This is a genomic window from Nocardiopsis sp. SBT366, assembly GCF_001083815.1.
GTDB classification, from domain to species: Bacteria; Actinomycetota; Actinomycetes; order Streptosporangiales; family Streptosporangiaceae; genus Nocardiopsis; species Nocardiopsis prasina.
In genome coordinates this window covers 18,656-44,378 of the sequence record NZ_LAVM01000038.1, presented here as the reverse complement: position 1 = coordinate 44,378, position 25,723 = coordinate 18,656, and the positions used below count along the sequence as shown (strand labels likewise).

General features: G+C 69.7%; 21 protein-coding genes and 1 pseudogene. 15 read left to right on the top strand and 7 right to left on the bottom strand.

Annotation, left to right across the window (positions count from 1 at the left end; all coding sequences use genetic code 11):
* Positions 1-25: 25 nt before the first annotated feature.
* Positions 26-1,090: a phosphoribosyltransferase family protein gene (locus tag ADX84_RS27035; protein WP_049573265.1), complete on the top strand. Its 1,065-nt coding sequence runs from the start codon at positions 26-28 to the stop codon at positions 1,088-1,090.
* 777 nt (positions 1,091-1,867) lie between these two features.
* Positions 1,868-2,539 carry a ribosome hibernation-promoting factor, HPF/YfiA family gene (gene hpf, locus ADX84_RS13630; RefSeq protein WP_049573262.1) on the top strand — a complete coding sequence of 224 codons (672 nt, stop codon included), beginning with the start codon at positions 1,868-1,870 and terminating at the stop codon, positions 2,537-2,539.
* A gap of 93 nt (positions 2,540-2,632) precedes the next feature.
* On the opposite strand, the gene ADX84_RS13625 is transcribed toward hpf, so the two are convergent.
* Positions 2,633-3,127 carry a hypothetical protein gene (locus tag ADX84_RS13625; RefSeq protein ID WP_049573310.1) on the bottom strand — a complete coding sequence of 165 codons (495 nt, stop codon included), beginning with the start codon at positions 3,125-3,127 and terminating at the stop codon, positions 2,633-2,635.
* A 330-nt stretch (positions 3,128-3,457) separates the two neighbouring features.
* Here ADX84_RS13625 and secA point away from each other — a divergent pair, with 330 nt between their 5' ends.
* Positions 3,458-6,304: a preprotein translocase subunit SecA gene (gene secA / locus ADX84_RS13620; RefSeq protein WP_049573259.1), complete on the top strand. Its 2,847-nt coding sequence runs from the start codon at positions 3,458-3,460 to the stop codon at positions 6,302-6,304.
* A 65-nt stretch (positions 6,305-6,369) separates the two neighbouring features.
* Here secA and ADX84_RS13615 read toward each other — a convergent pair whose 3' ends face one another.
* From ADX84_RS13615 to ADX84_RS13605, 3 genes are all read right to left on the bottom strand, one after another.
* Positions 6,370-7,509 carry an RNA polymerase sigma factor gene (locus ADX84_RS13615; RefSeq protein WP_049573307.1) on the bottom strand — a complete coding sequence of 380 codons (1,140 nt, stop codon included), beginning with the start codon at positions 7,507-7,509 and terminating at the stop codon, positions 6,370-6,372.
* Positions 7,510-7,528: 19 nt separating this feature from the next.
* Positions 7,529-7,936 (bottom strand): YciI family protein, encoded by a 408-nt coding sequence (locus ADX84_RS13610; protein WP_049573256.1) that lies wholly within the window; start codon positions 7,934-7,936, stop codon positions 7,529-7,531.
* A 202-nt stretch (positions 7,937-8,138) separates the two neighbouring features.
* Positions 8,139-9,182: an SIS domain-containing protein gene (locus ADX84_RS13605; RefSeq protein ID WP_049573255.1), complete on the bottom strand. Its 1,044-nt coding sequence runs from the start codon at positions 9,180-9,182 to the stop codon at positions 8,139-8,141.
* Positions 9,183-9,467: 285 nt separating this feature from the next.
* On the opposite strand from ADX84_RS13605, the gene ADX84_RS13600 reads away from it, so the two are divergent.
* The 7 genes from ADX84_RS13600 (at position 9,468) to ADX84_RS13570 (ending at position 15,732) form a co-directional block, all read left to right on the top strand.
* Positions 9,468-10,205, top strand: a complete 738-nt coding sequence (locus ADX84_RS13600) for a GntR family transcriptional regulator (protein ID WP_017542475.1) — start codon at positions 9,468-9,470, stop codon at positions 10,203-10,205.
* 47 nt (positions 10,206-10,252) lie between these two features.
* Positions 10,253-11,722 (top strand): PTS transporter subunit EIIC, encoded by a 1,470-nt coding sequence (locus ADX84_RS13595; protein WP_049573253.1) that lies wholly within the window; start codon positions 10,253-10,255, stop codon positions 11,720-11,722.
* Between the two features lie 119 nt (positions 11,723-11,841).
* A complete protein-coding gene (locus tag ADX84_RS13590; RefSeq protein WP_049573250.1) occupies positions 11,842-12,078 on the top strand; it encodes a glucose PTS transporter subunit EIIB in 237 nt (78 codons plus the stop codon).
* Positions 12,079-12,170: 92 nt separating this feature from the next.
* Positions 12,171-12,659 carry a PTS glucose transporter subunit IIA gene (locus ADX84_RS13585; protein WP_049573247.1) on the top strand — a complete coding sequence of 163 codons (489 nt, stop codon included), beginning with the start codon at positions 12,171-12,173 and terminating at the stop codon, positions 12,657-12,659.
* Between the two features lie 103 nt (positions 12,660-12,762).
* Complete coding sequence (locus ADX84_RS13580) at positions 12,763-14,433, top strand: glycoside hydrolase family 3 protein (RefSeq protein WP_049573243.1); 1,671 nt, start codon at positions 12,763-12,765, stop codon at positions 14,431-14,433.
* Positions 14,434-14,561: 128 nt separating this feature from the next.
* A complete protein-coding gene (locus ADX84_RS13575; RefSeq protein ID WP_049573241.1) occupies positions 14,562-15,218 on the top strand; it encodes an HAD family phosphatase in 657 nt (218 codons plus the stop codon).
* A 55-nt stretch (positions 15,219-15,273) separates the two neighbouring features.
* Positions 15,274-15,732: a DUF6912 family protein gene (locus tag ADX84_RS13570; protein ID WP_049573239.1), complete on the top strand. Its 459-nt coding sequence runs from the start codon at positions 15,274-15,276 to the stop codon at positions 15,730-15,732.
* Here ADX84_RS13570 and ADX84_RS13565 read toward each other — a convergent pair.
* Together ADX84_RS13565 and ADX84_RS13560 are read right to left on the bottom strand one after the other, a co-directional pair.
* Positions 15,705-16,226: a GNAT family N-acetyltransferase gene (locus ADX84_RS13565; protein WP_049573237.1), complete on the bottom strand. Its 522-nt coding sequence runs from the start codon at positions 16,224-16,226 to the stop codon at positions 15,705-15,707. The genes ADX84_RS13570 and ADX84_RS13565 overlap by 28 nt on opposite strands.
* Positions 16,219-17,022 carry a GntR family transcriptional regulator gene (locus ADX84_RS13560; protein ID WP_049573233.1) on the bottom strand — a complete coding sequence of 268 codons (804 nt, stop codon included), beginning with the start codon at positions 17,020-17,022 and terminating at the stop codon, positions 16,219-16,221. The genes ADX84_RS13565 and ADX84_RS13560 overlap by 8 nt, the downstream gene beginning before the upstream one ends.
* A 337-nt stretch (positions 17,023-17,359) precedes the next feature.
* On the opposite strand from ADX84_RS13560, the gene ADX84_RS13555 reads away from it, so the two are divergent.
* From ADX84_RS13555 to ADX84_RS13550, 3 genes and pseudogenes are all read left to right on the top strand, one after another.
* Complete coding sequence (locus ADX84_RS13555) at positions 17,360-18,442, top strand: methyltransferase domain-containing protein (protein WP_234003957.1); 1,083 nt, start codon at positions 17,360-17,362, stop codon at positions 18,440-18,442.
* Between the two features lie 106 nt (positions 18,443-18,548).
* A pseudogene (locus tag ADX84_RS25480) lies at positions 18,549-18,728 on the top strand (Scr1 family TA system antitoxin-like transcriptional regulator); the annotation flags it as partial.
* A gap of 2 nt (positions 18,729-18,730) precedes the next feature.
* Positions 18,731-19,045, top strand: coding sequence for a DUF397 domain-containing protein (locus tag ADX84_RS13550; RefSeq protein ID WP_199776587.1), 315 nt, complete (start codon positions 18,731-18,733; stop codon positions 19,043-19,045).
* 62 nt (positions 19,046-19,107) lie between these two features.
* Here the strand turns inward: ADX84_RS13550 and ADX84_RS13545 are convergent, their stop codons facing one another.
* Positions 19,108-19,590 (bottom strand): hypothetical protein, encoded by a 483-nt coding sequence (locus ADX84_RS13545; RefSeq protein ID WP_049573227.1) that lies wholly within the window; start codon positions 19,588-19,590, stop codon positions 19,108-19,110.
* Between the two features lie 190 nt (positions 19,591-19,780).
* Here ADX84_RS13545 and ADX84_RS13540 point away from each other — a divergent pair, with 190 nt between their 5' ends.
* Positions 19,781-20,476, top strand: a complete 696-nt coding sequence (locus ADX84_RS13540; protein ID WP_049573224.1) for an HAD family hydrolase — start codon at positions 19,781-19,783, stop codon at positions 20,474-20,476.
* A gap of 360 nt (positions 20,477-20,836) precedes the next feature.
* Complete coding sequence (locus tag ADX84_RS13535) at positions 20,837-25,714, top strand: NAD-glutamate dehydrogenase (RefSeq protein WP_049573221.1); 4,878 nt, start codon at positions 20,837-20,839, stop codon at positions 25,712-25,714.
* The last annotated feature ends 9 nt before the right edge of the window (positions 25,715-25,723 follow it).

Genomic DNA, 25,723 nt, shown 5'->3' with positions numbered 1-25,723 from the left:
GGCCCGGACCGCACAAGCTGGAAGCATGAACCCGATCGGTGCCTCCTGCGGGAGGCGGTGGCTCGGCGCGCTCCTGCGGGTGCTCCGGATGGTCGCCGCCCTCCTCGACCCCCTGACCGAACTCGTGCAGCGCCGGGACTGCGCGGGCTGCTCCGGCCCCGGGGATCCCCTGTGCGCGGCCTGTCGGGCCCTGCTGGACCACCGGCCGCACCGGGCGCGGGGACGCGAACACTGTCCGCCGGTCTGGGCCGCCGGGCCGTACGCGGGACACCACCGCCGGGTCCTGCTCTCCCTCAAGCACGGCGGCGAACGCCGTCTCACGCGGTTCCTGGGGGAGCGGATGGCAGTCGCCTACCGCGCCTCGGGCTGGGCGGCCCCGGACACCCTCCTGGTGCCGGTCCCGGCGCGCGGGGGCCCGCGCCCGGGACGGAGCCCCGTCCTGGGCCTGGCGGGCGTCTGCGCCCACGAGGTGGGCCCCACGGGCACGGCCGGGGTGGCGCCGGTGCTCCGCTACCGGCACCGCGCCCGCCCCCAGGCGGGACTGTGCCGTGCGGACCGCCTGGGCAACCGGCTGGACGTCTTCACGGCCGAACCGCGCAGGCCCGGTGGGGCGTGGAGGGGTTGGCGGCGCCGGGTGGGTCAGCGCCGGACGGAACGGCTCGGTGTGCCCGGCCTCGGGACCGGGCGTCAGTCGACGAACGGACCACGCGAGGCTCCACCGGACGACGTGTCCACCACGGCGGTCCGGAACGCGGGTCCGCCCGCGGTGGCGCGGGGTGACCGAACGGGTGGCCTGACGGCAGAGCCCCGGTCCTGGAGGGGTTGGTGGCGCCGGAGCCGCCCGGGAGAGGTCCCGGCTCGTGCGGACGGGCCGAGGGGTCAACGCTGGGACGTCCGCGGGCGTCGGGTGGTCGTGGTGGATGACGTGCTCACCACCGGGGCGACGGTGGAGGAGGCGACCCGGGCGCTGCGCGCGGAGGGTGCGAGGGTGGTGGGCGCCCTGGTGTTCGCGGAGCGGGACCGGGTTCCGGGCCGTCCAGGTTCGGGATTGGGGAGCAGGTCGGAAAGAAGGTTTTACAAACCCCCCTGATCGGGCGAAACATGCCTGTTCGCAAGGGTTTGCGGCGCTTGTCGACCGCTTGGTACCCCGTTCGCTACCTGACATCCGCGCTGGGACAGGTTACGGTCCAGGTATGGCACCCGTCCGGGTCCGTGGTTGCGCCGGATACTCAGAGCTCCCCGAAACACCGTGGAGCCCATCCGGCAAGCCGATGCCAGGCGCAGGCGAAACGGCCCACGTAAGGCGACTTTTCGTCGACCGATCACGGTGCGCCTTAGAGGTAAGCCCTGCCCCGCTGAGGGTCCCGATGTCCCTCATGACCGGGAGAAGAGCAGTAGTCGCGTACAAGAGCGGCGACACTCTCAGCAGGCGGATGTGGGGACGAAGACCAGGTCGGCCGGACGGGTGGCATACCGACGTTGGGGGGTCCGTCGTGCCCGGGGTGCAGACCCCGGGGGCGCGGGCCCTCACGCGCTTGCCCACGGCCCGACGACGCCTCGGCACTCCCCTCCCGGAGCTTCCCGGGCTCCGATCGGCCCGCCCGGTGTGCGCCATCTGGTGGGTGACTCACCCCAATCGAGTCTCATGTCTTCTTTTCCCTCCAGAGGTCCCGGCCAATCGAGTCCCTGGGGCGCGTGATGACCCTGCCTCTGGTGGGTATACGCATTTCCAACCGAGCGGTGTCCCTCCAGGGAACGGGGCACGAACGGAAGGAGGGCTGACGCGTCACACCCTCCCCGCCACGGGAGGGGAGCAGAGCCAGCCTGGCCGTCGCCTTCACGGCGGCCACGCGATGAAGGGGGTCCTATGGACATCATCGTCAAAGGTCGACGCACTGGTGTGAGTGAGAAGTTCCGACAGCACGTCGAGAACAAGCTCGACAGGCTCTCCAAGTGGGAGCGCAAGGGCATGAGCGTCGATGTGGAGGTGTCCCAGGAGCGCAACCCCAAGCTCGCTGACGTCCGCGAGCGGGTTGAACTGACCATCCACTCCGACGGCCCGGTCATCCGGAGCGAGGCCGCGTCCGTGGACCGTCACGGCGCTCTCGACCTCGCGATTGACAAGATCGAGGCCCGCCTCCGCAAGTCCGCGGACCGCCGTAAGGTGCACCGCGGCAACCACACTCCCGTCTCCGTCGCGGCCGCGACGGCCGACCTCCCCGGGGATCTGCCCTCATCCGTCCAGACGGTCACCAAGGCCCCCCCGGCCCAGCGAGGTGACGACGAGGCGATCGACGGCGTCGAACTCGACGGACGCTTCTCCGACGAGTTCGTGGAACTCGAGACCCAGGGGGAGACCCCCGTCGTCGTGCGGGAGAAGTTCCACCAGGCCAAGCCGATGAGCATCGACCAGGCGTTGATGGAGATGGAACTCGTCGGACACGACTTCTACCTCTTCCACGACGAGGTCAAGGACACCCCGAGCGTCGTCTACCGCCGCAAGGGCTTCGACTACGGAGTCCTGCGTCTGGTGGACTAGTCCGCACCGTCCTCGTCCCCGACACCCCCGCACGGAGGTGCATCGAACAGACGCCGCGGCGGGCCCGAGCGGCCCGCCGCGGCGTCTGTGGTGTCAGGCCCTCCGCGGGTGCTTGATGCGGCGGAGCGGGGTCCCGTGCGGCTCCTCCGGCTCCAGCCGCGGCGGGTCCAGCACCACGTCACTGAGGATGTCGAACACGCCCGCCACCACCGCGGCGGCGACCATCAGGACCGCTCCGACGACCAGCAGCGGTACCGATCCGCCCAGGACCAGTGCCAGACCGCCGAAGCCGAACCCCACCACGGCGAGGGCCACGCACACCCACGACGCCGCGCTGCCCCGGTGCCCGTTGGTCGGGGCCAGCGAACCGCCCTGGCGCTGGAACCCCCGGATGTGCCCGTTGCGGGCCTGCTCTTCGTCCGTGGGGCGGTGCATCTCCCACGCGAGCCCGGGGTCCTCCTCGTCCCTGGGACCGAGCACGGAGGGGCGCCGTCCGTGGAGGAACTCGTCCACGGCGTCGTCCGGTGTCCTCGAAAGTCGGGGAGTGCCTGGTGTCTCGGTGGGTTCACGCTCTCTTCTGGTTCGCATGGTGATCCCCCTGGGAACACGGTCGCGTTCGGTGGAGATTCGCCCGAACCGGCCTGAAAGGTCGGCCGAAACCACCGCTCTCTCCCTTTGAACTACCCGGAACAATGCACGACTCTGCACGAATGTTCACGAAAAAGGCGGGAACATCCAAGCCCGTCCTGCTCGTTTGTCCAGAGGACGGGAAGCGGTTCCGGGTCCTCTAGGATGTAGGCCCGAGGACCCAGGATTGACCCCTGACCTCCGTGGCCAAGGGAAGCGGTCAGCGGGCCTAGATCTGACTCTCCACCCCCTCGGTGGAGCCAACCGCGATCTGCGAGGAGCGCATAGGAAGTGCCAGGCATACTCGACAAGCTCCTGCGCGCGGGTGAAGGTAAGATCCTGCGCCGGCTCAAGAAGTTGAAGGACCAGGTCAACGCCCTTGAGGACGACTACGTCGACCTCTCGGACGACGAACTGCGCGACCTGACCAAGGAGTACAAGGAGCGCTACGAGGAGGGGGAGTCCCTCGACGACCTCCTCCCCGAGGCCTTCGCGACCGTCCGTGAGGCGGCCAAGCGCACCCTGGGCCAGCGCCCCTTCGACGTTCAGATCATGGGCGCCGCCGCCCTTCACCTGGGCAACATCGCCGAGATGAAGACCGGTGAGGGCAAGACCCTGACCGGAAGCCTCGCGGTGTACCTGAACGCCCTCGCGGGCAAGGGCGCGCACGTCATCACCACCAACGACTACCTCGCCCGACGCGACGCCCAGAACCTGGGCCGGATCTTCCACTTCCTCGGACTGGAGGTCGGCGTCGTCGGCCCCCAGATGACCGCCGAGGCGCGTCGCAAGGCCTACCAGGCCGACATCACGTACGGAACGAACAACGAGTTCGGTTTCGACTACCTGCGCGACAACATGGCGCTCTCGCTCAAGGACACCGTCCAGCGGGACCACTTCTTCGCCCTGGTCGACGAGGTCGACTCCATCCTCATCGACGAGGCGCGCACCCCGCTGATCATCAGCGGTCCCTCCGAGCAGAACTCGCGCTGGTACGCCGAGTTCGCGAAGATCGCGCCGCGCCTGAAGAAGGACGACGACTACGAGGTCGACGAGAAGAAGCGCACCGTGGGCATCACCGAGTCCGGTGTGGCGAAGGTGGAGGACTGGCTGGGGATCGACAACCTCTACGAGGCCGTCAACACCCCGCTGATCAGCTTCCTCAACAACTCCCTCAAGGCGAAGGAGCTGTACCGCAAGGACAAGGAGTACATCGTCAAGGACGGTGAGGTCCTCATCGTCGACGAGTTCACCGGTCGCGTCCTGGCGGGTCGCCGCTACAACGAGGGCATGCACCAGGCCATCGAGGCCAAGGAGCGCGTCAAGATCAAGGACGAGAACCAGACTCTCGCCAAGGTCACGCTCCAGAACTACTTCCGCCTCTACGAGAAGCTGTCCGGCATGACCGGTACCGCCCAGACCGAGGCGGCGGAGTTCACGCAGACCTACAGCGTCGGTGTGGTGCCGATCCCGACCAACAAGCCGATGGTCCGCGAGGACGTCAAGGACGTCGTCTACAAGCACGAGGACGCCAAGTTCCAGGCCGTGGCCGAGGACATCGCCGAGCGCCACGAGGAGGGACGTCCGGTCCTGGTCGGTACGACCAGCGTCGAGAAGTCCGAACTCCTCTCCCGGATGCTCAAGCGCGAGGGCGTCCCGCACGAGGTCCTCAACGCCAAGAACCACGCGCGTGAGGCGTCGATCATCGCCCGCGCGGGCAAGCTCGCCTCCGTCACCGTGGCCACCAACATGGCCGGTCGCGGTACCGACATCATGCTGGGCGGCAACCCCGACTTCCTCGCCGACGAGGAGCTCCAGGCCCGCGGCCTGAGCCCCCTCGAGACCCCGGAGGAGTACGAGGCGGCCTGGCCCGAGGCGCTGGAGAAGGCCACCGCCGAGTTCGAGGCGGAGCACGAGAAGGTCGTCGAGGCGGGCGGTCTCTACGTGCTCGGCACCGAGCGCCACGAGTCGCGCCGCATCGACAACCAGCTCCGTGGCCGTTCCGGCCGTCAGGGTGACCCGGGCATGTCCCGCTTCTACCTGTCGCTCCAGGACGACCTGCTGCGTCTGTTCAACTCCAGTCGTCTGGAGGTGTTCATGAACCAGCTGAACATCCCCGACGACCAGCCGATCGAGTCCGGCATGGTGAGCAAGGCGATCGCCTCCGCCCAGGGCCAGGTCGAGACGCAGAACTTCGAGATCCGCAAGAACGTCCTCAAGTACGACGAGGTCCTGAACCGTCAGCGCAAGGTCATCTACGCCGAGCGCCGCAAGGTGCTGGAGGGTCAGGACCTGCGCGACCAGGTCATCGAGATGCTGGAGGAGGTCCTGCGCGGCTACGTCGTGGAGGAGACCACCCAGGGCGACCCGGACGACTGGGACCTCGACAAGCTCTGGAGGGCCTTCAAGCAGGTCTACCCGATCAGCTTCACGGTCGACGAGTTCATCGAGGAGAACGGCGACCTCCACACGCTGACCAGCGAACTCATCGCCACGCAGGTGGTCGAGGACGCCAAGGCCGCCTACGACGCCCGCGAGTCGGAGCTGGGCGAGGAGGCCATGCGCGAGGTCGAGCGCCGCGTCATCCTCCAGGTCATGGACCGCAAGTGGCGTGAGCACCTCTACGAGATGGACTATCTCCAGGAGGGCATCGGCCTGCGCGCGATGGCCCAGCGCAACCCGCTGATCGAGTTCCAGCGCGAGGGCTTCGACATGTTCCAGCAGATGCTGGAGGCGATCAAGGAGGAGTCGGTCGGCTTCCTCTTCAACGTCGAGGTCCAGGTCCGCAAGAAGGAGGAGCCCGCCCTGACGGCGGCCGCCGCCGCGCAGACCGCCTCCGCCGTCGGTGGATCCTCCGGCGCCACCGCGGTGGCCACGGCCGTCGACGAGGACGTGGAGGCCGCCAGGGCCGACGCCCCCGAGGAGGAGGCCGAGCCCGCCGAGGACGTGGTCGTCCCCGGTTTCGGTGAGGACCAGCCGAACAGGCTCCAGTACTCCGCGCCGAGCGAGGACGGCACCGTAGAGCGGCACAGCGAGACGGTGGACAACGAGTACGCGGGCACGGCCCGCAACTCGCCCTGCCCGTGCGGTTCCGGCAAGAAGTACAAGAAGTGCCACGGTGACCCCACGGCCAGGTAACGGCTGAGGGACACCAGAGATCACGCGTGTGGGCGCGGCTCCCGAGGGGGCCGCGCCCACACGCGTCACCGCCCGCTGTTGATCCGGGCGGCCCGCCGTGTCAGGTGGGCGCGTTCGGCGAGGTCGGGGGCGTCCAGGGCGGCCCGCGCGTACAGTCGCGCCGCCCGCTCGAGGTCGCCGCTGCGCTCGTACAGGTACGCGGCCACGGCCCGGTACCGGGGCAGTGACTCGTCCAGCTCACCGAGGGCTGCCAGTCCCGCCCGCGGACCCTCCGCCTCGCCCACGGCGACGGCCCGGTTCAGGCGGGCCACCGGGTTGTCGCTCAGACGCACGAGTTCGTCGTACCACTCGACGATCTGCGGCCAGTCCGTCTCCTCGGCGGTACGCGCGTCCGCGTGCAGCGCGGCTATGGCGGCCTGGGCCTGGTACTCGCCCAGGCGGTCGTGCGCCAGCGCACCCTGGAGCACGCGGACCCCCTCGGCGATGGCCCCCGTGTCCCAGAGGGAGCGGTCCTGCTCGGCGAGCGGTACCAGGGCCCCGTCCGGGGTGGTTCGCGCGGGGCGCCGGGCGTGGTGGATCAGCATGAGGGCGAGCAGACCGGCGGCCTCGGGGTGGTCGACGGCGGCGTTGAGCTGCCTCGTGAGCCGAATCGCCTCGGCGACGAGGTCGACGTCCCCCGAGTAGCCCTCGTTGAAGACCAGGTAGAGCACGCGGAGCACGGTTCGGACGTCCCCGGGGCGGTCGAACCGCACACCGGAGACAGTGCGTTTGGCACGGCTGACGCGCTGCGCCATGGTGGCCTCGGGGACCAGGTAGGCGCGGGCGATCTGCCGGGTGGTGAGTCCGCCGACGGCGCGCAGTGTGAGCGCCACCGCCGACGACGGGGTCAGGGACGGGTGGGCACACAGGAAGTACAGCAGGAGCGTGTCGTCCAGCGCCCGCGCGGTTGCGCTCTCCGGTTCCTCCTCCACGACCTCCTCGCGTCTGCGGCGAGCGGTGTCGGCGCGGGTGGCGTCCAGGAACCTGCGCCAGGCGACGGTGACCAGCCATCCCTTGGGGTCGCGGGGCGGCTCGGAGGGCCAGACCCGCACCGCCTCCACCAGCGCGTCCTGGACGGCGTCCTCGGCCGACGCGAAGTCGGCTCCTCGTCGGACGAGGAGGCCGGTCACCTCGGGGGTGAGGCCCCGGAGCAGGGCCTCGTCCACGTTGGCGGCCACGCGGGGCTCACTCCTCGATGGTGTGCGAGGCGCCCAGGAACGGACGCAGCTCCAGCCACTCGTGGATGGGCCTTCCCCCGGCTCCGGGAGCGGCCGACAGTTCACCGGCCAGTTCCAGCGCGCGGTCGTAGTCGTCGACGTCGATCACCATCCAGCCCGCGATGACGTCCTTGGTCTCCGGGAAGGGGCCGTCGGTGACGGGCGGGCGTCCCTCTCCGTCGTAGCGGACGAAGGTCCCCTCCGGGGCGAGCGCCTGGGAGTCCACGTACTCGCCGGTCCCCTCCAGTCGGGCCGCGAAGTCGTTCATGTACTTCACGTGCGCCGAGACCTCCTCGGGCGTCCACTGGTCCATGGGGACGTCGTTCACGGAGGCCGGGGCGCCTCGGTAGTGCTTGAGCAGCAGGTACTTGGCCATGGTCCCTCTCCTTGGTGCGGTGCGACCCATTGTGGTTCGCGTTCACACCGGGGACGGAGCCGGGCGCGCGTTCTCGACACTGCGGCCGGATTCTTTACCGGGACCTGGAACACCGACGGCCCGGCACCGCGTGTGTGCGGTACCGGGCCGTGTGTGCCGCCCGTGTGGCCCGAGGCCCACGGAGCGCGTGAGAACGCTTGGCTCAGGTGGTCTGGGTGACCTTGTTGAGGCCGCGCGGGACGTCGGGGTTGTAGCCGAGACGGCGGGCGAGGTGCTCGGTGAGCAGCTGGGCGGGGACGATGAGGTTCATCGGGGAGACCCACTCGGGAACGTCCGGAACCGCGACGGAGACGTCGCTGGCTGCGGCGAGGGCCGAACCCCCGCCGAAGCCGAACACCGGGGCGCCGGCGGAGCGGACCCGCTCGGCGAGGGCCACCGTGCCCTCCAGGGTGGGGCCGTTGGGCGCGGCCACCAGCAGGGCGGGGGTGCGCGGGTCCACGACGGCGATCGGCCCGTGCTGGAGGTCCGCGTAGGACAGCCCCATGGCGTGCAGGTAACAGGCCTCCTTGAGCTTGAGCGCGGCCTCCAGCGCGGTGGAGAAGGCCATGCCGCGCCCTGAGACCACCGCGCCCTGGACGGCCACCATCCGCTCCACGATCTCCTCGAGGGAGTCGGTGGGCGCCGCGAGGGACTGCTCGATGCCGTCCGGCACCAGCTCCAGCTCCCCGGCGTCCAGCTTCGCGCCCAGGCCCAGGGCCAGGACCGCGAGGGCGGCCAGCTGGGTGTTGTAGGTCTTCGTGGCGGGGACCGCGAGCTCACTCCCCGCCCTGGTGACCAGGGCGACGTCGGACTCGGAGGCCAACGGGGAGTCCGCGCCGTTGGTGACGCCGACGGTTCGGGCGCCGCAGTCGGCCGCCCAGCGCATGGTCTCGACGATCTCCTCGGTCCTGCCGGACTGGGAGATGGCCACGGCGAGGACGTCGGACAGGTCGATCCGCGCGCCGTAGGCGGTGGCGATGGAGGGGGAGCCCAGCGTGGCCAGGCGACCGGTGTGCGCCTGGAGGAGGTAGCTGCCGTAGACCGCGGCGTTGTCCGAGGAGCCCCGAGCGATGAACAGGACGTGCTTGGTGGCGCGGCCGAGCGCCTCGATCTCCCCGCGCAGGGGCAGCAGCTCGGCGAAGGTGCGGCGCAGGGCTTCGGGCTGATCGGCGATCTCGGAGCGCATCGCGCTCGTCGTGGTGGTCATGCGGAGCCTTCCGGTGGGGACGTGCGGTCCTGGACGTACGCCGGGGGCCGCGTCGGTCGCTCGTGGACGGCCCCGGACGAGGTCTCTGGCCAGCCACGATGCTGGTTCACACCGCGTGGCACAAGGAGGATTGACACGCGGGTCGAGCTATGGTCTAGTCCGGACTATACCAGTCAGATCCCGGCATGACCCGGCAAGTGTCACGAGTCCGGGCGGATGCCGCGCTAAGGTCGAACGCCGACCACCGGACCACCCGACCCGCCGACCGAGAAGGCCACTCGCTCCATGCCGATCGACGCCAGCAACCCCCTGCCCAAGTACGTCCAACTCCGCGATCTGCTCCTGGACTGGATCACCGCGGCCGGGCTGGGCGTGGACGACATGGTCCCCTCCGAGCGCGAGCTCAGCTCCACCTACGGCCTCTCCCGCATGACCGTGCGCCAGACCATCGACCTGCTGGTCGCCGAGGGCCGCCTGTACCGGGTGCCCGGCAAGGGCACCTTCGTGGCCCGGCCCAAGATCGAGATGTCCCTCGTCCTGGCCTCCTTCAGCGAGGACATGCGGGCCCGGGGCTTCGAGCCGGGAGCGCGGGAGCTGATTCGCCAGGTCATCCCGGCCAGCGGTCACACCGCACGCATGCTCGACATCGCCCCCGGCACCCTCGTCCACCACATCGAGCGCATGCGTACCGCCGACGACGAGCCCATGGCGGTCGAGCGCTCCAACATCCCGGCGGCCATGGTTCCCGGTCTGGAGGACCACGATCTGGCCGAACGATCCCTCTATGAGGTCCTGGAAAACGAGTTCGACATCCTGTTGGATTCCGGTGAGCAGACCATCGAGGCCGGGATCTGCGACTCGGCCGACTCCCGTCTCCTTGGCCTACCCGCCGGAAGCCCGGTGCTGATCATGCAGCGCCGCAGCTTCGCCAAGGGACAGTGCGTGGAACTCGCCCTGTCCACCTACCGTGCCGACCGGTACCAGCTGCACTCCCGTCTGGATCCGCGGAGGCACGGAGACTGACGTCTCGCGCCCTCGGGGCGCGCGTCCGAGAGGGAGGACCCCCCACCATGTCGGACCCCACCCCAGCGAAGAAGGCCTCGGACCAGTCCGGGGACCCCGCACGCAAACGCGGCTCCACCGCCCTGGCCGTGCTCCAACGGCTCGGCCGCAGCCTGATGATGCCCATCGCGGTCCTGCCCGCCGCCGCGATCCTGCTCCGCCTCGGCCAGGACGACCTGCTCGGCGCGCAGGGCCTGGCGGGAATCGACGGTATGGGCTGGATGCAGCCGGTCTCAGGTGCCGTGGGCACCGCCGGTGAAGCGATCTTCGAGGCCCTGCCGCTGCTGTTCGCGATCGGTGTGGCCATCGGCTTCGCCAGGCGCGCGGACGGTTCGACCGCCCTGGCGGCGGTGGTCGGCTACCTGGTCTTCGACCGCGTGGCCACCTGGACGATGGTGACGTTCGACGGCCCCACCGGTGACATCGGATCCCGGCTTGTCACCTATCCGCTGGAGACCGATCCGGTCACCAGGGAACCGGTCGCCGATCCGGAGGCGGTCAACGCCGTCGTCCCGATGATCGACCATGCGGTCAAGAACCCCACCGACGTGCTCGGCGGGATCGCGGTGGGCCTGGTCGCCGCGGTGCTGTGGCAGCGCTACCACCGGATCAAACTGCCCACCTGGCTCGGCTTCTTCGGCGGACGCCGCTTCGTCCCCATCGTCACGGCACTGGCCGGGCTGGGCATGGGCGTGGTACTCGGCCTGGTCTGGCCGATCGTCGGCATGTGGATCCAGAACCTGGGCGAGGCCCTCATCGGCGCGGGCGCTCTCGGCGCCGGGCTCTACGGGATCGTCAACCGCATCCTGTTGCCGATGGGTCTGCACCACGTGGTGAACTCGTTCGTCTGGTTCGTCTCGGGCACCTACACCGACGGGGACGGTGTGGTCTCGCACGGGGAGATCACGCGCTACTTCGCGGGGGACCCGGAGGCGGGCAGCATGCTGTCCGGGTTCTTCCCGGTGCTGATGTTCGGTCTGCCGGGCGCCGCGCTCGCGATGTGGCTGACCGCCTCCAGGGCCCGGCGCGTGCAGATCGGTTCGATCATGATCCCCGCTGCGCTGACCGCCTTCGTCACGGGCATCACGGAGCCGGTGGAGTTCGCCTTCATCTTCGTCGCTCCGGTGCTGTTCGGGGTGCACATCGTTCTCACCGGCGTCTCCCTGGCGGTGATGAACCTGCTCGACGTCCAGCTGGGCTTCGGGTTCTCGGCCGGGCTGATCGACCTGCTGCTGAACGCCACGAAGAGCAACACCGAGGGGTTGGGCGTCCTGCTGCTGTTCGGGGCCTTCTACTTCCTGGTCTACTTCGGGATCTTCTATGTGCTGATCAGCCGGTTCAACTTCCCCACCCCGGGACGCGAGCCGGATCCGGACGAACCGGGAACCCCTCAGGCCGCCCCGGCAGCCACGGCGGACGGCACGGCCGAACCCGGTCCGGACAACCCGACCGGCGCGGACTCCGGCCGCTCCGGCTGAGCGCCGTGTCCCCGGCGACGATCGACCACCGCGCCGACCCTGGCGTGTGAGGCACGCCACCTCTAAGCTCGGCTCAGACCCCCCGGGTCACGTGATCCCGGGTAGAGCACGGAGGGCACATGTCGGACAAGGCAACGGCGATCGTCGCCGGTTTGGGCGGCGCGGCCAACATCGAGGACATCGAGGCCTGCATCACGCGGCTGCGCACCGAGGTCGGCGACCCCGCGCTGGTTCGGGAGGCCGACCTGCGGTCGGCGGGCGCGCACGGCGTCCTGGTCTCGGGCAACGTCGTCCAGGTGGTGGTCGGTCCGGAGGCGGACTCCCTCACGGACGACATCCGGGACCTGCTCGAGTAGCCGCCGGAGCGGGCCCCGGAAAGTCAGGCCTTTGTGCTCTTTTGGCTGCCCCTTATCCGGGTTAAGTCCCGCTCCCAGGGAAGACCTCCCCCATGTCAGTCCTGAACGGTGCGCTGCGCGTACTCTCGCCCGTCTCCGGAACGGCCCTGTCCCTGGACACGGTGCCCGACCCGGTGTTCTCCCAGAGCATGGTCGGCCCCGGCGTGGCCGTCCACCCCGAACCGGGCCAGGAGGGCGGCCAGGAGTCCCAACACGAGGCGGTCGCCCCGATCGCCGGGACCCTGGTCAAGCTCCACCCCCACGCCTACGTGGTCATGGCCGCGGACAACCGGCGCGGTGTCCTCGTCCACCTGGGCATCGACACCGTGCAGCTCGCGGGGGAGGGGTTCACGCTCCTCGCGAAGGAGGGCACGGAAGTGGCGGCGGGCACCCCGGTGATCCGCTGGTCACCCGGAGCGGTGGCCGCCGCGGGCAAGCCCTCTGTGGTGCCGGTGGTGGCCCTGGACGGTGAGCCGGGCTCGCTCTCCGAGCTGGCCGCGGGAGCCGTCGAACCGGGGGAGGTCCTGTTCGTCTGGGAGTGACCCTCCGCGTTCGGCCCCCCGCCACGGCGGGGTGCGTCCAGCCCGCTCCCGCGAGCGGGTAGTCTCCGCCCGCAACCAGCGATCCGGTGGAGAAGAAGTCCCTATGAGACCGTCCGTTCCACGCGCCCTGGCCCCGGCCTGCGTGGCCCTCACCCTGATCACCACAGCGTGCACCACACCCGAGGAGGTGGAGACCTCGCCCGAGAACGACCCCGGCGCCGAGGCCACGGCCGAGCCCTTCGAGCCGGTCCTGGCCCCGCAGCTGCTCGCCGACATGGACCTGGACGACAAGATCGGCCAGCTCCTGGTCCTGACCGCGCAGGGCACCACGGCCGCCGACAACGCCGCGCAGATCGAGGCGCACCGGCCCGGCGGCGTCATCTACTTCGACGCCAACCTGGACGACGCCGAGCAGATCGCCCGGATGTCGGCGGGCATGCAGGACCAGGCTGCCGAACAGGGGCAGGGAGTCCCCCTGTTCATCAGCATCGACCAGGAACAGGGCCTCGTGGTGCGCATGCCCGTGGGCACCCTGTTCCCCGACGCCATGGCGGTCGGCGCCACCCGTGACACCGACCTCGCGGCGCTGCGGGCGTCGACCACGGCGGACGAACTCCTCGCGGTCGGCGTCAACATGAACTACGCGCCCGACGCCGACGTCAACACCGACCCCAACAACCCGGTCATCGGCATCCGCTCCTTCGGGTCCGACCCGGACCTGGTGTCGGAGATGGTGCTGGCCGAGTCGGACGCCTACGCCGAGCACGGCGTGGTGCCGGTCATCAAGCACTTCCCGGGCCACGGCGACACCGACGTCGACAGCCACACGGGCCTGCCCGTCATCGACCTGCCCCGCGACCGCTGGGAGGCCGAGCACCTGCCGCCGTTCCGGGCGGCGGTGGACGCGGGCGTGGACGCCATCATGACCGCGCACGTGCTGATGCCGCAGCTGGACCCGGGCGAGGACCCGGCCACCCTGTCGCCGGTGATCATCGACGAGATCCTGCGCGACGAGCTCGGCTACGACGGTGTGGTCACCACGGACGCCCTCAACATGGAGGGCGTGCGCCAGACCCACGCCGACGGCGAGGTCGCCGTCCGCGTGGTGGAGGCCGGTGTGGACCAGCTCCTCATGCCGCCCGACCCCGGCGCCGCTGTCGCCGCGATCCGCGAGGCGGTCGAGAGTGGTCGGCTCACCGAGGAGCGCATCGACCAGTCCGTGCTGCGCATCCTCACGCTCAAGGAGAAGCGCGGGATCCTGGAGCGCGAGTCCGCCGACCCGGCCGAGGCCGACGCGGCCATGGAGAACCCCGAGCACGCCGAGGCCGCCCAGCGGGTGGCCGACGCCTCCGTCACGCTCGTCAGGAACGAGGCGGACCTCCTGCCGCTGGACGCGGGCACACGTGTGCGCGTCCAGGGCGTGGGCGCCGACCGGATCGCCCCGGCGCTCACCGACGCCGGTCTGGAGGTCGTGGACAGCGGCGAGGACGTGCTCGTGGTGGGCACCAACGGGGCGCGCACCTCCGAGGAGCAACGCGGGATGGTGGCCTCCGGTCAGTCCGAGGGCACCCCGGTCGTCGTGGTCGCCCAGGGCGGGCCCTACGATCTGGAGGCCTTCCCGGAGGTGGACGGCTACATCGCCCTGTACTCGGCGGTGGAGGTCTCCCGCCTGGCCGCGGCCCGGGCGATCGCGGGGAAGATCGACCCCTCCGGCACGCTGCCGGTGGACATCCCCGGTGCCGACGTGACGTCGGGGACCGGTCTCGGGTACTGACGCCACCTGGTGGTCGCACGGTTGAACCGGGCGGGGAACGGGAAGAACCGTTCCCCGCCCGGCCTCTGTCGGCTCCACACAGGGTCGGGCGGGTTGTCCCCGAGGCGAACACCGAAGGAGGCGACCGGATGAGCGGCACCCGACGAGGGGTCATCTGCGACTGGGGCGGTGTGCTCACCCCACCCCTGCCCGAGGGAATCCGGGCCTGGCTCAGGTCCGACCGGATCGACATCGACCACTACCACGAGGTCATGCGTCCGTACTTCGACAACAGCGTGCCGAACAACCCCGTGCACGCGCTGGAACGCGGCGAGATCGAGACCCACCTGTTCGAGCGCGACCTGGCCGCCCTGCTGCGCTCCACCCACGGCGGCCCGGTGCGGGCGCAGGGCCTCATCGAGCGCATGTTCTCCCACTTCGATCCGGTCGACGCCATGTACGACACCCTGCGTACGGCCCGGGGAAGCGGGCACGGAACCGCCCTGCTGTCCAACTCGTGGGGCAACGGCTATCCGCGCGACCACTTCGCGTCCACCTTCGACACCGTGGTGATCTCCGGAGAGGTGGGAATGCGCAAGCCGGAGGAGCGCATCTACCTGCACACCTGCGAGCAGATGGGCCTGGAGCCCGAGGACTGCGTGTTCATCGACGACCTGGCGCACAACATCGAGACGGCCGAGTCCCTGGGAATGACCGGCATCCTGCACACCGACGTGGAGAGCACCCGCCGGGCGCTGTCCCGCTTCCTGGCCCCCGAGGACGATCACGAACGGCAGCCGGTCTGACCAGGTCGGGTTCTTTGGGAAACTCGTAGGGATCCGATCCCGTCCTGGAGAGCCCATGTACGTCTTCCTGCCCAGCACCGTCCCCGCGCTCACGGCCCTGCTCGACCGGGGCCGACTGGAGGGGGAGGCCCTCCCGGCCTTCACCGCCGACGCCGGGCCCGACGGGGACACGGAGGAGGCCGAGTACGACGCCATGTACGCGGCGGCCGAGGCGTCCCTGAGAATGCTCGCCGAGGACCCCGGGGCGCCCCGCCGCCGCCTGGTCCTCGCCGCCGAAATGCCCGACCCCGCCGTGGAGCGGGGCGGACGCCACGCCGAGGGGGTCGTCCGGGTGACCGTTCGGGGCGGCGTGCCCTACAAGAAGCTGCGTTCGGCCCACGTGGACGACACCGACGCGGCCGCCGACGTCGCCGAGGCCGCGGCCGACCCGGCCTCCGAAGCCGCCGAGGACCACGAACTCATGTGGTTCGGGGTCCAGGAGCTCCGCTACCTGGTCGAGGAGTCCCAGGCGTAGCAGTACGCGGGTACCCCGGGGGATCCGTCGAAGGCGTGCGTGATCGCGCCCAGACGCTCCCAGCCCAGGCGTTCGTACAGGCGCGCGGCGGCCCGGTCCTTGGCCATCACGTCCAGCACCAGGGCCGAGCCGTGCAGGCGTGCGTGGTCCATCACCGCGCGGGTGAGAGTTTCGCCCACGCCCCGGCCGCGCGCCCCGGGGCTCACGAACAGGCGGGAGAGCACCGTCGCCTCGTCGCGGGCGCGTCCGGTCCGTTCGCTCCACAGCGCGACCGCGTCCGCGCCCTCGGGTTCGGCCAGACTCACCTGTCCGAGGAGTGCGCCGTCGTGTTCGGCCACCCAGGAGCGGAGGAACCCCGGGTCGGTCAGCCAGGACCGTGGGTGGGCCACACCCTCCACCGGGTAGCCGTCGTGGGCGTGTACCCGGACGAGGAGCTCCCCCAACGGGGCGAGGTCCGCCTCGGTCCGCTCCCGGACCCGCACTCGGTCAGTCATCCGTCTCCTCCACCGCCATGTCGTAGTCGAGTGCTGCCAGGTCCGCCCGCATGACGAAGCGTGTCACCTCGAAGGGGTGGCCCGCCTGGTCGATCCCGGTGTGCAGCACTTCCAGAACCGGAACTCCCGTGGGGAGATTGAGTCCGCGCGCCTCCTCGTGGGACGGCATGCGAGCGGTGACCTCCTCGCGGCTCCGGGTGATCCGGTGCCCGCGCTCCTCGAAACGGGCGTACAGGCTGCCTTTGCCCAGGTTCGCCGAGTCCGCCAGGGGAGTTCCCTCGGCGATGGGCCAGGGTACGTACGTGACACCGACCTGCACGGGGTGTTCGGACGCACCGTCCGACGCGTAGTACCAGTTCTCCCTGCGGACCACGTCCGGGGTCCCGACGGGTAGCCTAAGCCGTTCGGCGATCTCCGTCGGAGCGACGACGCGTTGGATGGACACACAGTCCACCCGGGGGAGTAGACCCTGCTTCGCGAGTTCCGCGCGGTAGGGGGAGAGCCCGGTCTTCTCCCGCAGGCGTCGGGAGTACCGCTCGGCCCCGAACCTGAGTGCCCTCCGTCGTTCCCGCACGAACACCCCGGAGCCGTGCCGACGGTCGACCAGGCCTTCCTCGGCGAGGATGCGGATCGCCTCACGGGCGGTGTTGCGGGCCGTTCCGTGGGCCTCTGCGAGTTCGCGCTCGGAGGGCAACCTGCCCCCGGGGCGTAGATCTCCGTCCTGGATGGCCGCGCGCAGTTGGTCGGCGATTCTCCGGCTGGGGGGAGGTCGCTCACCGCGCTCCTCAGAAGTCATGCGGACATCCTACGCAACTGGTTTGAGCCAGTATCTTGACTGGCTTAAGCCACCCGTGCTCAGATGGTGCTGAGCGTCGCCATGGGATGACTCGGAGTCGATCTCCGTGGGGGCGCCGTTCGGGATTCCCCTGGTGGGCGAGGGACGTGTCCCCTCGCGCACCCCCTGGATCGGGAGCTGTGATGGCCGAGGTCAAGTGTGGTGCCTGTCGTGGTGAGGGAAGCTTCGTCATCACCAGTGACGGACAGAAGAAGGGTTGGGGGCAGGACAAGGAAGTGGTGACCTGCCAGGACTGCGGAGGCACGGGGACGGTTCATAAGTGATGGACCTCCAACGGATGCACTCTGACCTCGTACGCGGGCTGGACACGTCCGAGACGGTGCGTGCGGCCTTCGCCGATCATCCCCGGCACCGGTTCATCCCCGACCTGGTCTGGCCCGACATCCAGGGACTACCGCTCATCCGTTCGGCCGACCCCGCCCGGTGGGCCGCCTACGTCTACGGCGATGACGCGGTCGTCACCCAGGCCAACGACGGAGGCAGTGGAGCCGTCAACCACCCCTCCTCGTCCTCGTCCGCCCCACAACTCATGGCCGACATGATCGCCGCAGCCCGGATCGAGCCGGGCATGCGCGTACTCGAAATCGGCACCGGGACCGGGTGGAACGCAGCGATCCTCGCCTCCCTCGTCGGACCCACCGGCCATGTCACCACCATCGAAATCGACCCCAAGGTGGGCCAACGAGCCCGGCGGAACCTGGAAGGCGCTGAGGTGACGGTGGTCCATGGCGCGGAGCTGCCGGAAGAGGGTGCCTACGACGCCGTCATCGCCACCTGCTCGGTCAGTCGAGTGCCCGTCTCCTGGCTCGACGGACTGGAGCCGGACGGGCTGGTCGTGGTTCCCTGGGGACCGCGTTCGGACTCGCACGCCAGTCCGGTCGCCGCTCTGCGGAAGGCCGGACCGAAGAGCGCTGCCGGACCGTTCGTGTGCGAGGCGTTCTTCATGCGGGACCGTACCCAGAGGGTCCCTCGGGGTGAGTTCCCCGGGATGGGACGCGAGTCGGAAGGTACCCGAGTCCTGCCCTTCACCGTGGAGGACCTGACCGAGGATGATCGCGTCACCCGGTTCATGCTCATGCTTCCCGGGGTCCGTATCGGGATAGGAATGCGCCCGTTCGGCGGAGGAGTGGGACCCATCGTCTACCTCGGCGCCCCGGACGGCTCCTGGGCCTACCTGTGGCCGGACGGCGCCGCCCACGGCGGAGGCCCCACGGATCTGGTGGAGCGCCTGCGCGTGGCCCACGATCTTCTGGCAGGGGAGAGTTGGCCCGCTCTGGCGGAATTCTCCCTGGAAGCCGACCTCACCGCGGGAGTGTGTCGGGTCCGCGCCCCCTTCGGCGAGTGGGAGCACTCCGTGTAGGGGTGAAACCACGGGTGGGGGACAGGGGCGGCACGGGGGCTGAGCGTGTCCTGCCGTGCGGATGGGCGGCGCCGCATTACGAGGACGGCTCCGCCCAACGGCACGGAGCCCTGAACCGGGGATCGTCAGCATCTCGACTGGCGTGGAGTCCTTGTACGTGGAGGACGAGGCTTACGTGGATCGGCATAGGCTGATCTTCGACGGTGTCCACAATCTGGCCTTGGACCCGAATAAGTCCCTCGACCTGATCGAATCCATCGCCGCCGAGCACGACAAGCGAGCCTGATCATGCTGCTGGAGTTCCGTAAGTCCTCCTACTCCGGGCACCAGGACAACTGCGTTGAGGTCGCGCCCATCCTTACCTTCCGCAAGTCCTCCTACTCATCCGGCGGGGAGAACTGCGTCGAGGTGGCCCAGGTCGCTCCGACCTTCCGTAAGTCCTCCTACTCATCCAGCGGGGACAACTGCGTCGAGGTCGCTGACCTGCCCACCGGTGCTGCCATCCGTGACTCCAAGAACCCCGGCCACGGCTTCCTGCCGATCGGGGCCTCCGAGTGGGCCGCCTTCGCGCAGTTGATCGCCGCTCGTCCCTCGCACCTCTGAGGTTCCCGTGTAAGCGCCCCGGCCCTGCCACGGGCTGGGACCCGTCGCGTGTGCCTCGCGCGTCACACCAGGTCCGGGTCGGGGGCGCCCCTCTCCACCGAACCCTGGTTGATCGTGACGAACCCGCCCTCCGGCAGGCACTCTCCGGGCAGGTCGGGCACCTCGTTCAGGTCCGACGCGTCCGTGTGGGAGCCCCCGCTGGTGAAGGCGTCCCCGTCCACCAGCGCGCCCACCTCCGGAACGGTGACGCCGATGCGCCCGTCCTCGTGGAGGGGCTCCACGTCGCTCGGCCAGATCGGTGCCAGCACCTCCACGGGTTCACCGGTCTCGGCGTCGTTCGTGTGCACCAGGAGACAACCGTGCTCCGGCACGTACTCCAGGGTCAGGACGAGGAGCATGTCCTGCCCGAACGAGAAGTCGTGAACGATGACACGGGGATCGTCGCCGAGCACCGCCGTCCCGTCGCGGGGCGGGCTGCCGGGGGAGCAGGCAGTCAGGGCCACCGCCGTCGCGGCGAGTAGTGACAGCTTCCAGAATCCGGTCATCGGGGAAACCTTCCTTCGGGGGAGGGGTACGTCCGCTCACAGGCGTCCACAGGGGTTGAGACGCGGGAGGCGCCCCCGCCGCTCCGGCGATGACCGGGTTCGGACGCCGTTTTCTCCCTGAATCGCCCATCCGGCACAATGGTGGCGTCCCCGAACCCCGATCGCCGAGGAGTCAGCCATCAGCCGCCTGGTGCTATGGAACATCGACCTCACGCTCCTCGACGTGGGGCAGGTCATGAGGGCCGCCTACGCCGAGGCCTTCGAGAAGGTCACGGGGGAACCGCTGGTCTACCTGACCTCGGCGGCGGGCCGCACGGACTCCGAGATGTTCTTCGAGTTCTGCGCCCGCAACTACGTCGAGCTCGAACCCGACACCGAGGTCCTGGGCGACTTCCTCGCCGCCTTGGAGGCCTCCTTCGGGGCCCGCCATGAACAGCTCCTGGCCAAGGGGCGCGTCATGCCGGGTGCGGCCGCCTCCCTGGCCGCCGTGGCCGCGCTGCCGGACACCCTCCAGACCGTGGTCAGCGGAAGCACCCGGACCAACGCCACCGCCAAGCTGGTGGCCTTCGGCCTGGACACCCACCTCAACCTCGCCGTGGGCGGGTTCGGCTCGGTCAACTACCCCAAGTCCAGCCTGATCCAGTCCATCAGGCTGCACGCCGCCGGTGAGGGCGGCCGCGCCTTCTCGGAGGAGGAGACGGTGTTCGTCACCGGCTCGGCCCCGGACGTGCGCGCGGCGCTGATCGGCGGCGCGATCCCGATCGCGGTGCTCAACGGTTCCACGACCGAAGGGCAGCTGCGGGAGGCCGGGGCGCAGATCGTGCTGCCGGACCTGAGCGATCCCAGAGCGGTGATGACGGCCGTGCACCAGGCCACGACACGGTGATCGCGTCGGGCACACGGGTGTTCCGGCATGCGCCGCAATCCAGGTCTTACAGTGCGTAACTGGGCTGTAACGGTGTTGGTCCTGTTCTCAGGCGCGAAAAGCAGTAGCCTGGGGTCCGTCCCCACTCCGTGGGGGCAGAGGCCGGGACAACGACGTCCCGACCTCGTTTGACGCCACCTGTGCGCACAGGTACCAACCCAACCAACACCCTCGTGGGATCCTTGCGGCCCAAGGCCTCACGAGAATTCACAAGTCAGCCACAGAAGTTCACAGGTCGCCTGACGAGCCACACACGTCACATGACCGGGTGTCCTCAACTGCGCTCGTGCGACGTTGCTCACAAAGGAGTGAGAGATCCCTATGTCCGGGCAATCCGACGTCATTCTCCAGAAGCTGCTCAATGACGCGGCCTCCCGGTGGAGTCCGGGGGACCGACTGAGCCCCGAGGCCGCCGACGCGGTCCGCGCCTTCCTCCCCCTCTACTACCGCCACACGGACCCCGAGGAGATCAGCGGGCGCAGCCCCGAGCAGATCTGCGGGACCGCCGAGGCCCACCGCTCCTTCGGCGCCGAACGGGCACCGGGACGGGCGAAGGTCCGCGTCCACACGCCGACCCTCGAACACGACGGCTGGGAACAGCAGACCAGCATCGTCGAGATCGTCACGGACAACGCCCCGTTCCTGGTCTCCTCCGTGACCATGGCCCTCAGCGACCTGGGCGCCGGGGTACGGCTGATCATCCACCCGCAGATGACCGTCGGACGCGACCTGTCCGGCAACCTGGTCCAGGTCGACCCGGAGATCGGCGGCGACGGCCTGCTGCCCATCGACGAGTCGTGGATGCACATCGAGATCGACCGGCAGAGCGACCCCGAGCGGGTCAAGGAGATCAGCACCCGGCTGGAGCGCGTCCTCAGCGACGTCCGCTACGCCGACGAGGACTCCGCCAAGATGAGCGACCGGGTCATCCGGATCGCCGACGAGCTCTCCGCATACCCGGACCGCCTGGTGGCCGGCGGCGTCGACCCCCGCGAGATCGGCGAGAGCGTCGACTTCCTGCGCTGGATCGCCTCGCGTCACTTCACCTTCATGGGCTACCGCGAGTACGCCCTGGTCACCGACGAGAACGGCGACGACTCCCTGCGTCCCGAGCCCGGCACGGGCCTGGGCATCCTGCGCATGGACCCGTCCGCGTCCACCAGGTTCTCCGCGCTGCCCCCCGAGATCCGGGGCAAGGCCCGCGAGCCCTACCTGCTGGTGCTCACCAAGGCCAACTCGCGCGCCACGGTCTACCGGCCCAAGTACCTGGACTACATCAGCGTCAAGAAGTTCGACGCCCAGGGCAACATCGTCGGCGAGCGTCGCTTCCTCGGCCTGTTCTCGTCCCAGGCCAACACCAGCAGCATCGCCCAGATCCCCATCCTGCGCCGCAAGCAGGCCGAGGTCCTGGCCCTGGCCGGGTTCGAGGCCGACAGCTACGACGGCAAGGACCTGATCGAGCTCCTGGAGACCTTCCCGCGCGAGGAACTCCTCCAGATCCCTGTGGGCGAGCTCTACAGCATCGTCCGCGGTGTGCTGCGCCTGCGCGACCGCCGGGGCACCAAGCTGTTCATGCGCCGCGACCCCTACGGCGGCCGCTACATGTCCTGCTTCGTGTACATGCCGCGCGACGAGTACAGCACCCAGGTGCGCCTCGACATCCAGGACGTCCTGGCCGACGCCTTCCACGGCGCCACCATGGACCACAACGTGATGATCGGCGCCGCCCCGCTGGCCCGCCTCTACCTGGTGGCCCGGGCCCAGAGCGGACAGACGCTCGCCGACATCGACCAGGTCGAGCTGGAGGAGAAGGTCCGCCAGGCGGCGCGTTCATGGGACGCCGACTTCGACGACGCCCTCGTCGACGAGTTCGGTCCCACGCGCGCCACCACGCTCAAGGAGCGCTACGGCCCCGGTCTCACCGAGGCCTACAAGATCGACAACGACCCCACGGTGGCCGCCAAGGACATCTCCCGGATCGAGGAGCTGCTCCAGCGCACCGACTCCGAGGACCGCCAGGGCGAGTTCTCGGCCAGCCTCCACCAGCCGGAGGGTGCCCCCGGGACCTGGCGCTTCCGCCTGGCCCGGATCGGTGAGCCCATCTCGCTGTCCCACGTCCTGCCGGTCCTGGAGCACCTGGGCGTCGAGGTCGTCGACGAGCTGCCCTACGACATCACCGTCGGCGGGGTGGGCCGGGTCTGGATCTACGACTTCGGCCTGGGCCCGCTGGAGGCCTCCGACCTCTCCCCGAGCCGTCTGAAGAGCCTCTTCGAGGACGCCTTCGACGCCTCCTGGCGCGACCTCGGGGAGTCCGACCGCTTCAACGCCCTGGTCGTGCGCGCCGGACTCGACTGGCGCCAGCTCACCGTGCTGCGCGCCTACGCCAAGTACCTGCGTCAGACCGGATCGACCTTCACCCCCGACTACCTGGCCGACGTCCTCGTCGCCAACGTCGGGATCGCCAACCTGCTGGTGGAGCTCTTCGAGGCCCGCTTCGACCCCGACCAGCCCGACGAGGGCCGCACCGAGCGCGGCAACGTGCTCGTCGGCAAGATCGAGGGCGAGCTGGACGGCGTGGCCAGCCTGGACCACGACCGCATCCTGCGTTCGTTCCTGGCGGTCATCCAGGCCACCCTGCGCACCAATCACTACCAGGGCGGCTCCGAGGGGCGCCCCTACCTGGTGCTCAAGCTCAACCCGCAGGAGATCCCGGACCTGCCCCACCCGCGGCCCCGGTTCGAGATGTACGTGTACTCGCCGCGCGTCGAGGGCGTCCACCTGCGCTTCGGCTCCGTCGCCCGTGGCGGTCTGCGCTGGTCGGACCGGTTCGAGGACTTCCGTACGGAGATCCTCGGCCTGGTCAAGGCGCAGATGGTGAAGAACTCCGTCATCGTGCCGAGCGGCGCCAAGGGCGGGTTCGTCTGCAAGCGTCTGCCCTCCGGCGGTGGCCGTGAGGAGGTCATGGCCGAGGTCGTGTCCTGCTACAAGCAGTTCATCAGCGGCCTGCTGGACGTCACCGACAACCTCGTCGACGGCCAGGTCGTGCACCCCGAGCGCACCGTCCTGCACGACGGCGACGACTCCTACCTGGTGGTCGCCGCCGACAAGGGCACCGCGACCTTCTCCGACACCGCCAACGCGATCTCCATCGAACGCGGCTTCTGGCTGGGCGACGCCTTCGCCAGCGGCGGCTCGGTGGGTTACGACCACAAGGCCATGGGCATCACCGCCCGTGGCGCGTGGGAGTCGGTGAAGTACAACTTCCGCGAGATGGGCGTCAACGTCCAGGAGGAGCCCTTCAGCGTCGTCGGGATCGGCGACATGTCCGGTGACGTGTTCGGCAACGGGATGTTGCTGTCCCGCAAGATCAAGCTGGTGGCCGCCTTCGACCACCGGCACGTCTTCCTCGACCCCGACCCGGACCCGGCCACCTCCTGGGCCGAGCGCGAGCGCGTGTTCCGCCTGCCGCGCAGCACCTGGGAGAGCTACGACACGTCGTTGATCTCCGAGGGCGGCGGCGTGCACCCGCGCACCGCCAAGTCCGTACCGATCACCCCGCAGGTGCGCGAGGTCCTCGGGATCGACGAGGACGTCACGGCGCTCACCCCGGATGAGCTCATCCGGTGCGTGCTCACGTCGCCGGTGGACCTGCTCTGGAACGGCGGCATCGGCACCTACGTCAAGGCCAGCGGCCAGACCCACGCGGACGTCGGCGACAAGGCCAACGACCAGGTGCGGGTGGACGCCACCGAGCTGCGCGTGAAGGTGGTCGGCGAGGGCGGCAACCTGGGCCTGACCCAGCCTGCCCGCATCGAGTTCGCCCGCGACGGCGGCCGGGTCAACAGTGACTTCATCGACAACTCCGCCGGTGTGGACACCTCCGACCACGAGGTCAACATCAAGATCATGCTGGACCGCGAGGTGCGCTCCGGCGAGATGGCCAAGGCCGACCGCGACCAGCTGTTCATCGACATGACCGACGAGGTCGCGTCGCTGGTCCTGGACAACAACTACTCCCAGAACGCCGTGCTGGCCGCCGCGCGCAAGCAGACCCACGAGATGCTGCACGTCCACGGCCGCTACATGCGCCACCTGGAGCGCACCAAGGTCCTCAAGCGCAAGCAGGAGGACCTGCCCTCCGACAAGGCGATCGCCGAGCGGCGCGCCCAGGGCAAGGGGCTGACCGGCCCCGAGTTCGCCACGCTGCTCTCGTACACCAAGATCAGCCTCAAGGAGCAGATCGGCCTGTCCGACCTGGCCGACGACCCGTACCTGGCGTCGACCCTGACGAACTACTTCCCGACCCCGCTGCGGCTGGAGCGCTTCGCAGCCGGTGTGCGGTCGCACCCGCTGCGCCGGGAGATCATCGTCAACCAGGTGACCAACCAGATGGTCAACCGGTCGGGCACGACCTTCGCGTTCCGCCTCAACGAGGAGCTGGGCTCCAGCGCCGCCGACATCACCCGGGCCTACCTGGTCACCCAGGAGATCCTGGGACTGCGCCAGTACTGGGGCGAGATCGAGGAGCTGGACCACCAGATCTCGGTGGACAGCCAGCTGGTGCTCCTGCTGGAGATCCGCAAGCTGGCCGAGCGGTCCGCCCGGTGGCTGCTGCGCAACCGGACCTTCCCGTTCGACCTCGCCAGCGAGATCGGCTTCTTCGCCGAGGGCGTGGGCGAGGTGCTGCCGCAGCTCAAGGAGCTGTTGCGCGGTCGGGACCTGGAGGCCTTCGAGGAGCGCCGCGACCGGTACACCTCGCTGGGCGTGCCCAGGGACCTCGCGGAGCGCGTCGCCGTGATGGTCCCGGCCTACTCCACGCTGGACCTGGTGGAGATCGCCAGGCGTACGGGCCAGCCGGTCCGTCAGGTCGCCAGCCTGTACTTCGAGCTGGCCGACCGGTTCAACATCAGCTGGTGGCGTGAGCGGATCATCGACCTGCCCAGGGACGACCGCTGGGGCACGATGGCGCGTTCGGCGCTGCGCGACGACCTGTACTCGGCGCACGCGGACCTCACCAGCCGCGTGCTGGAGTCCGGTGGCGAGGGCTCCAACTCGGAGCTGATCCGCCAGTGGGCCGAGCAGAACGAGTCCTCGGTGCAGCGCGCGGGGATCACGCTCTCGGAGATCCAGGAGAACGAGCGCTTCGACCTCGCCACCCTCTCGGTGGCGCTGAGGTCGATCCGTTCGCTGGTCGACTAGCCGACTGGT